Below are 7,375 nucleotides of genomic sequence, written 5' to 3' on the forward strand. Positions count from 1 at the left end.
GCAATAAAGCGTTTATGAATATTTCAGTAGTACGCGTAACAATCACTACCAAATTCCCCACTATCCATGATAGTGGTTAACAAAATATTGTTATTTTTGAAAGAGGCTATAAAATTATTTAAAAAAAATCCCATATTTTTTAACATAATAAGAAATGAAGGGCTTTTTCTATAAATTTTAATCTAAAAAAATTTGTAAAAAAGCCTTATAAATTACTTTTTTACAATTTTAGTGTTTATTTACGGAGCTTTAAATCTCTTCATTTTATAGTGGGAGGGAAAAATAAAGAAATAGTTATGGCTCTTTAAAGAAGGTTGTGTTTGCAAATACTTTAAGGAAGGGCGGAGTTATAGTCTCATTAAGGACTGTTTTTTTCGGCTAGATATATAACTAAAACGATATGAATTGAGTATGAATGCGCGTTTTGAGTTGGCACAATCAAGGAGTAGTAAGTATGAAGCCACGGGAAAATACGGTGCGATTGAGGATGTTTCAAGTACGCGGAAAGCGCCGCGAAATTGCACAGCTTGAGATGATGATTGCAGAATTTGAACGAATGGTGTTAGAACTGGAAACACAAATTTCTCATGAAGAGCGTAAATCTGGAAACAACGATGTTCACCATTTTGCTTATTCTGCTTTTGCGCGTGCAGCTCGGCAAAGACGCGATAATCTGCTCAATTCCATTCGTGACTTACAGCTTCAAAAAACAAATGCTGAAATTGCTCTTCATGAAGCTAATACTGAGCTGCAACATGCACAGCTTTTGGAAGCACGAGAAAAAAAGACAGCCACAGATGATGAAGATATCTTGATTCAATCTAATTCAATGACTGGGTAATCAAAAAAATTATTGAAAAGTCAAATCAATACTTTCAGATTTATCTTTTGAAAATATAATATAAAAACAGCTAAACTTGATAAAAGTTTAGCTGTTTTTATAAAGTGCTTTACGTTATCGAATCATGATCAATGGCAACTTAATGCCTGTAATGTTGAATCTTGGTCGTTCGTAACCCTGCTAAGCCGTGCTCATCGATCAAACTTTGCCATGAAAGAAATTCTTCCACAGTCAAGGTATAACGTTGACACGCTTCGTCAAGGCTTAACAATCCACCTCTGACAGCCGCAACAACTTCAGCTTTGCGACGTATCACCCAGCGCCGTGTTGTTTGTGGCGGTAGGTCGGCAATTGTAAGTGGACTTCCATCTGGCCCAATAACATATTTCATTTGTGTTTTTATCAAATTGCTCATTCGTATCCTCTACCTTTAGTCAAGGACTTGATTCGTTTATAGAGCATGAAATTTAAAAAAGAGCTAAACGTGATGAAAGGAAAAATTAATAAAGTTATTGAGCGTGTAAAAGAAGCCTAAGCAAATTATTTAGAAGCGTCTCTTGCGACATTGTGCCAGATTTTATTTTGCTAGATTTGAAAAAAGAGAAAAAGTTTTCTCAAATGATTACCATTGTGCCTTATTTCTATCACTCTTTTTTATTTACAGCTGCTTTTAAGAAAGTAATGCTATGGTTGTGGAAAGAACAAAAAAACAATATAAAGACAATCGATAGCATAAACATAAAAGTGGTGAAGAAATGCGCATCAGAATGTTAACATATGGGTATCCATTAAGAGAGCACTAGATAGAGAATGAATACATGTTTTTGAATAGTCTTGATTTACCAGGACAACCTAAGGATTCTCGCATTGTTGTTGCGATGTCGGGGGGCGTTGATTCATCGGTTGTTGCAGGCCTTTTGAAAAGGGAAGGGTATAATGTCATTGGCATTACATTGCAGCTTTATGATCATGGGGCTGCAACGCATCGGGTGGGGGCGTGTTGTGCAGGACAGGATATTGAAGATGCGCGCCGTGTTGCAGAAACGTTGGGAATACCGCATTATGTTCTTGATTATGAAAAACGCTTTCGCGAAGCTGTTATTAATCCTTTTGCAGAAAGCTACGCTCATGGAGAGACTCCAGTTCCATGTATTGCGTGCAATCAGACAGTTAAGTTTGCTGATTTATTAGAAACAGCGCGCGAATTAGAGGCAGATGCTTTGGCAACGGGACATTATATTCGTTCGCGTTCTCATGGGGCACATCGAGCACTCTTTCGTCCTCTCGATAACGATCGTGATCAGAGTTATTTTCTTTTTGCAACGACACAAGAACAGATTGATTATTTGCGTTTTCCACTTGGCGATCTTCCAAAAGCGCGCGTTCGTGAAATAGCTTCAGAAATGGGTTTTGTGGTTGCCAATAAGCATGATAGTCAGGATATTTGTTTTGTTCCACAAGGAAAATATTCAGATGTTATCGCAAAATTGCGTCCAGAAGCTGCTAATCCCGGCTTTATTGTCCATATTGATGGGAAGATTTTAGGCAAACATTCGGGGATTGTTAATTATACTGTTGGTCAACGTCGTGGTATTGGGGTGTCAACGGGTGAAGCGCTTTATGTGGTTTATCTCGATGTGGAAAATGCTCGTGTTATTGTTGGCCCGCGTGAAATGTTAGAAACGCATAAGCTTTTTTTACGTGATGTGAATTGGCTTGGTGATGAGTCGTTGGATAATTTTCCTTCTCAAGGTATTGAGGTGGCTGTAAAGGTGCGTTCAACGCGTCCTCCTCACCTTGCGCGCTTACATTATAAAGAAGGTGTTTTTTCCGTTGATCTATTGGAATGTGAAAATGGCGTAGCCCCAGGGCAAGCTTGCGTTCTTTATGATGGAAATGGACATGAGGCACGTATTCTGGGGGGAGGATTTGTAACGCATTCAGAACGTGCTGCTGACATTGAAATGATGTTGAAGCGTGTTTTATGCAATCTTGAAACAAAAGATTCTGTTTCATCTCAATTTAAAACAACGGCTTCATAAAAAGAAAGTGAATTAATTTATGATGATAATTTTTTATCATTCAACTTGAATGAGAGACTTTCGTAAGATTTTCTCATAGCCAACTCTCTTTAGGACTGGATGCATCAAAACCATATCCTTTGCATATTATAAATGGGATTATGCTGGGAAAAAAGCAAAATGTAAAAATATCTTTATGAATGCTCTCAAATACTAAGGGAATGGGCAGCCTTTGCGGCTGGTAAAAGTACACATCATTGGATGTTGGTGACAATTTTGAAGTATTATCATCTTGAGTGGTCAAAGTCGGTAAAATGGGCGAGAGCGATCCCTGAGGCTGTGGCAACATTGAGGCTGTCAAAGCCGTCAGTCATGGGAATTCGTAAGGCTTTTGATTGTTGTAGTATATGGGGTGGTAAACCATCACCTTCTGTTCCAAAAATAAGTGCCATTCTTTTGGTTTTGTTCGCTTGCTTGAGCGTATGTGAGGCAGAAGGGGAGAGTGCATAAAGATGAAAATTTTCATCGTGTAGAGCAGCTATAATGTCATCTATATCAGCATTTTGCGTATAGGGTACTTTTAGAGCTGCGCCGGCAGAAACTCTGATTGATTTGCGATAAAGTGGATCGCATGAGGTTTTGTCAACAATAATGCCGTGACTGGCAAAGGCTGCTGCATTACGAAAAATTGATCCCATATTATCGTGATTCGAAATACCACATAAAACCAGAATCAAAGCTTTTTCCGGAAGATTTTGTAAAAAACTTTCTAATGATGGGAGCGTATTGCGTTTACCGATCCCCAGAACACCACGATGAACATGGAAACCGGTGATATCATCCATGACTTCTTGTGGAACGCAATAAATGGGACATTGAGGCTGTGTTTTTTCTAAAAGCGGTAGAAGTCCAGGGAGGCGTTTTGCTACGATAAGCAGCGAGAGAGCAGAAAACTCTTTCGAATGCAATAATGCGGTCAAGGTTATTTTACCTTCAGCAATAAATTGCTGTTGTCGTCCAACAAAATCTTTTTCACGGATATTATGATAGTCTCTCAGACGTGGGTCATTTATTTCGTTGATTGTTGTGATATCCAAATGCATGCGAGGTTTTTAATGCTTTTTGCTTTCAATTTCCAGGTGTTAGAAGTTGCTTTCTTTTTAAAAAAGAGAAATAAAAAACATTATTTTAAACTTATGGTAGAATTTGTGTTGACAATATATTCCAATAGGTGTATTGTGAAAATACTGATGCGGGATAATTAAGTGTTGTTTTCGTATCGGGTGCAGTGTCTTGGGTCCCCGACTATTTCCCAAGTTCTGTATGCCCTTAATTATAAGGGAAAAGAATCTGGGTCCCCAATGCCCAGATTCTTTTTTTGGGGGGCGTCATTCTTTTTCTCAGTTTTTTAGCAATCATATTTTGAAATTTCCTTAAGCTGTGAGGTTACAGAGGAGTGCTCAGTTATTTTTTCTAAGGTGCGCTTATAGATGGGTTATAATGCATGTCAGAAGATATAAAAATAATGCATTGATCATGATACATTTGAGCAAAGACAAGTTTTTCATTCATGAGACGTGAGATGGCTTTACGTTATTCAGAAAACGTTTAATGAAGGGGATGTGTTTGACTTCTCTTGGGAAGGCTGTTTGTTGATGACTTGTTTTCTTCATCCTTTATTGCTGATGTCTGTGTAACTGAGCAGTTTTTGCGATAACAATGGTGAATTGGGACGTTTAGTGTGTGATGAAGCTTCTGTAATATTGAGAAAATATTGGTGATATGCCAAAAATATCATTATAGGGTTGAATATATTATTCCTTGTTTTGTGAAGAAAAGGATAGGATTCATGAATGTGAATATACAAAGCTTAACTTTATACTCTATTTTTATTGCGTGTATTGTTTTTGCTTTGAAATATTGGGCATATCACATTACAGGGTCAGTTGCTCTTTATTCTGATGCTTTGGAATCAATTGTCAATATTCTTGCATCTTTGGCAGCATGGTGGGCTGTTAAAGTGAGTATGAAGCCAGCAGATCATGATCATCCTTTTGGACATCATAAAGCGGAATATTTTTCCGCGATTCTTGAAGGAATTCTCATTATTATTGCGGCAATCGTTATTTTAAGAGAAGCATGGATAGCGCTTTCTACTGTTAAGTTATTGCAGAAACCTGGAATATGGCTTGTTATTCATCTTGTTGCAACTGTCATAAACTGCATGTGGGGAATGGTTCTTATTGGGCAGGGAAAACGTCATCGCTCACCGGCTCTTAAAGCTGATGGCGTGCATTTCATAACGGATGTTTTCACGTCACTTGCAATTTTAATTGGTTTGATTGCTGGTTTTGTAGGGGGATGGGGCGTTTTAGATCCTATTTTAGCGATAATTGTTGCTGTTAATATTCTCTTACAGGGCTGGAAGGTGATTAGGAATGCTGTTCAAGGATTAATGGATGTTGGTGTTGAATTGAATGAAACCATGCGGATTCGGGAGTTGATTTCTGCGAATGCAGATGGTGCACTTGAGATTCATGATTTACGGACGCGTGTTGCTGGTAGGGTTACTTTTATAGAGTTTCATTTGGTTGTTCCAGCTATTATGCAGGTTGGAGAAGCCCATAAAATTTGTGATAAAATTGAAGCTGTTCTTCAAAAAGAATTTGATAATGTGCGTATTTCTATTCATGTCGAACCTGAAGATGAGGCTAAATTGCCTCCCGGTACAACGATGATACCTTTTATATAAAAAGTTATATAAAAAATTTTTTTTCAAATTGACTGTCATTTTACGAACATTAATTTTTTTACGGTGAGGCAATTCATATCTCTTAAAATACCATGATGCTCTTTTGTTGATTTTATTTTTGCATCAATAAAGGAGAAAGTTAAATTGAGTATCCTAAGGCAAGATTATTCTGTTGTCGTACATTGTCATTTAAGGGGTGGTGAGATAAGAGCTGTAAAATTTTATTTCTTAAGTTTTTTAGAGGGTGCGGTCAATATTGAACAGTAAGGCTTGCCGGAGGCGTTTAATTGAAGCAAATGAAATGATTAGCTGCTGAAATTTGCTTAAGAAGATGGACTGTTTATGGGGCTGTCGAGAATAGATCTCTTGTTTTTGAGAGCAAGGGAGAATGAAGATTAATTATAAATTTTATATAAAATACTTTGTGAAACAACAATCATAACATATCTGGCTTTACTTATTCTTACAAAAAAATATATGTTTTTTATATTCATAAAGTTTAGAGTGGTGGTCGTCTGTAGATAACTCTTGGATCGAGAATATGAAAAGAAAGTATGATACAATAACAGAGTTTTTTTGCTTTCAGCTTTCAGTTGGTAAAGGTCATTATAACTGTCATTTCTCCACAGATGATTTTGTCCGTGTAGCTTATAGGAAGTTGATGTTTATCTGAATAACTTCAGTCTATCTGTTAAGAATAGAAAAGCTATTTCATATTGCTATGATGTTCTTCAATGTTATTCAAGGGCTCTTAAAACAATAATTCCTGGTGTTTTGGCAACATAATCCATAAAAGGGGAATCGACGACTTTTTCATTTTCTTTTCGTGAAGAAGCATTGCGTAACATTGGTCCTTTATCTGTCATAATAAAGAAGCCCACATGTGTTACATCCAATCCAGCAAGTTTTGTATAAATGCCAATGAAATCTCCTGATTTTAAACGGCTTATAACCTCTTCATTAATAAAGTTGCTTGGAATATACGTTATTGTGCGTTTCACAACTGGAAGCCCAGGAAGATAGTTTCCATCATCAGCTTTTTTATTGAGATATTTTTCTATGCTGACTGCATGAGGACTTATTTCAGCAGTAATATCAGCGGCGAGTTTATATTCTCTATAAGCCCAGTCTGTAAAAAAATGTTTTCGATTTAAAAAATGAATATTACCCTTAATGTAACGCGTTTTTATGACGTTATTTATGAATTCTTTTGGAGATGTCGATTTGCGCAATGCTTCAACATAATCCAGATAAGTGAAGCAATCTAAGCCCCTAAAATCAATGATGAGTTTTTCTGGTGTCTTGTCTGAGCCCTGTAACAAATTTGCTTGATAAGGTGTCCCTAGAAAAGCTTCAGAAAGAAAGCCAATCAAGGCTCCTTTTTCGTGATCATTTGTTTCTGAATGTTTTTTGAGAAGAGCATTTAATTTATTTAAAGTATAGGGATCTAGCTCTACGTTGGTTGTTTGTTGTGTTTCTATTTTATTTTTTAAAACATCCTCTTGTGAATCAGAATTTTGAACATCACATCCTGTCACTAACATTAAAGTGAGAATTAATAGGGGTATTTTTCGCATTTTATACACCGTTTTTGATTTTAACAGCTTATGGACAACTCTCACTAAAAGTGGTGTTTTCTCATGCTTATTAGATTAGATCATTAGCGAATTTAATAATAACTATAATCATTGATTGCCTCAATAAATATGATCAGTTTTTTACAGTGTTAAGCTATTTTGATGATGCTTCTTTAACCTCATC

The 7,375-nt window shown here is 36.6% G+C and carries 6 protein-coding genes; 3 read left to right on the forward strand and 3 right to left on the reverse strand.

What is annotated here, in order from left to right; all coding sequences use genetic code 11:
- Nucleotides 1-454 precede the first annotated feature (454 nt).
- Complete coding sequence (locus BN338_RS02875) at nt 455-841, forward strand: hypothetical protein (protein ID WP_039758867.1); 387 nt, start codon at nt 455-457, stop codon at nt 839-841.
- Nucleotides 842-980: 139 nt separating this feature from the next.
- On the opposite strand, the gene sciP is transcribed toward BN338_RS02875, so the two are convergent.
- Nucleotides 981-1,256 carry a CtrA inhibitor SciP gene (gene sciP, locus BN338_RS02880; protein WP_039758869.1) on the reverse strand — a complete coding sequence of 92 codons (276 nt, stop codon included), beginning with the start codon at nt 1,254-1,256 and terminating at the stop codon, nt 981-983.
- 403 nt (nt 1,257-1,659) lie between these two features.
- Between sciP and mnmA the strand changes: the two genes are divergently transcribed.
- Nucleotides 1,660-2,883, forward strand: a complete 1,224-nt coding sequence (gene mnmA, locus BN338_RS02890; RefSeq protein ID WP_039758875.1) for a tRNA 2-thiouridine(34) synthase MnmA — start codon at nt 1,660-1,662, stop codon at nt 2,881-2,883.
- 266 nt (nt 2,884-3,149) lie between these two features.
- Here the strand turns inward: mnmA and BN338_RS02895 are convergent, their stop codons facing one another.
- The gene (locus tag BN338_RS02895; RefSeq protein ID WP_039758878.1) at nt 3,150-3,965 is read right to left on the reverse strand and encodes a TrmH family RNA methyltransferase; all 816 of its coding nucleotides are present in this window, start codon (nt 3,963-3,965) and stop codon (nt 3,150-3,152) included.
- Between the two features lie 746 nt (nt 3,966-4,711).
- Here BN338_RS02895 and BN338_RS02900 point away from each other — a divergent pair.
- On the forward strand, nt 4,712-5,614 hold the full coding sequence (locus tag BN338_RS02900) for a cation diffusion facilitator family transporter (RefSeq protein WP_039758881.1): 903 nt from the start codon (nt 4,712-4,714) through the stop codon (nt 5,612-5,614).
- A 737-nt stretch (nt 5,615-6,351) separates the two neighbouring features.
- Here the strand turns inward: BN338_RS02900 and BN338_RS02905 are convergent.
- A complete protein-coding gene (locus tag BN338_RS02905) occupies nt 6,352-7,191 on the reverse strand; it encodes a DUF1460 domain-containing protein (RefSeq protein ID WP_039758885.1) in 840 nt (279 codons plus the stop codon).
- Nucleotides 7,192-7,375: the final 184 nt, after the last annotated feature.

The organism is Bartonella queenslandensis AUST/NH15 (genome assembly GCF_000312585.1).
GTDB lineage: Bacteria > Pseudomonadota > Alphaproteobacteria > Rhizobiales > Rhizobiaceae > Bartonella > Bartonella queenslandensis_A.

Coding starts and splice junctions, on each gene's coding strand:
- sciP (WP_039758869.1), bottom strand. CDS start 1,256: ATGAGCAATTTGATAAAAACACAAATGAAATATGTTATTGGGCCAGAT.
- BN338_RS02895 (WP_039758878.1), bottom strand. CDS start 3,965: ATGCATTTGGATATCACAACAATCAACGAAATAAATGACCCACGTCTG.
- BN338_RS02875 (WP_039758867.1), top strand. CDS start 455: ATGAAGCCACGGGAAAATACGGTGCGATTGAGGATGTTTCAAGTACGC.
- BN338_RS02900 (WP_039758881.1), top strand. CDS start 4,712: ATGAATGTGAATATACAAAGCTTAACTTTATACTCTATTTTTATTGCG.
- BN338_RS02905 (WP_039758885.1), bottom strand. CDS start 7,191: ATGCGAAAAATACCCCTATTAATTCTCACTTTAATGTTAGTGACAGGA.
- mnmA (WP_039758875.1), top strand. CDS start 1,660: ATGTTTTTGAATAGTCTTGATTTACCAGGACAACCTAAGGATTCTCGC.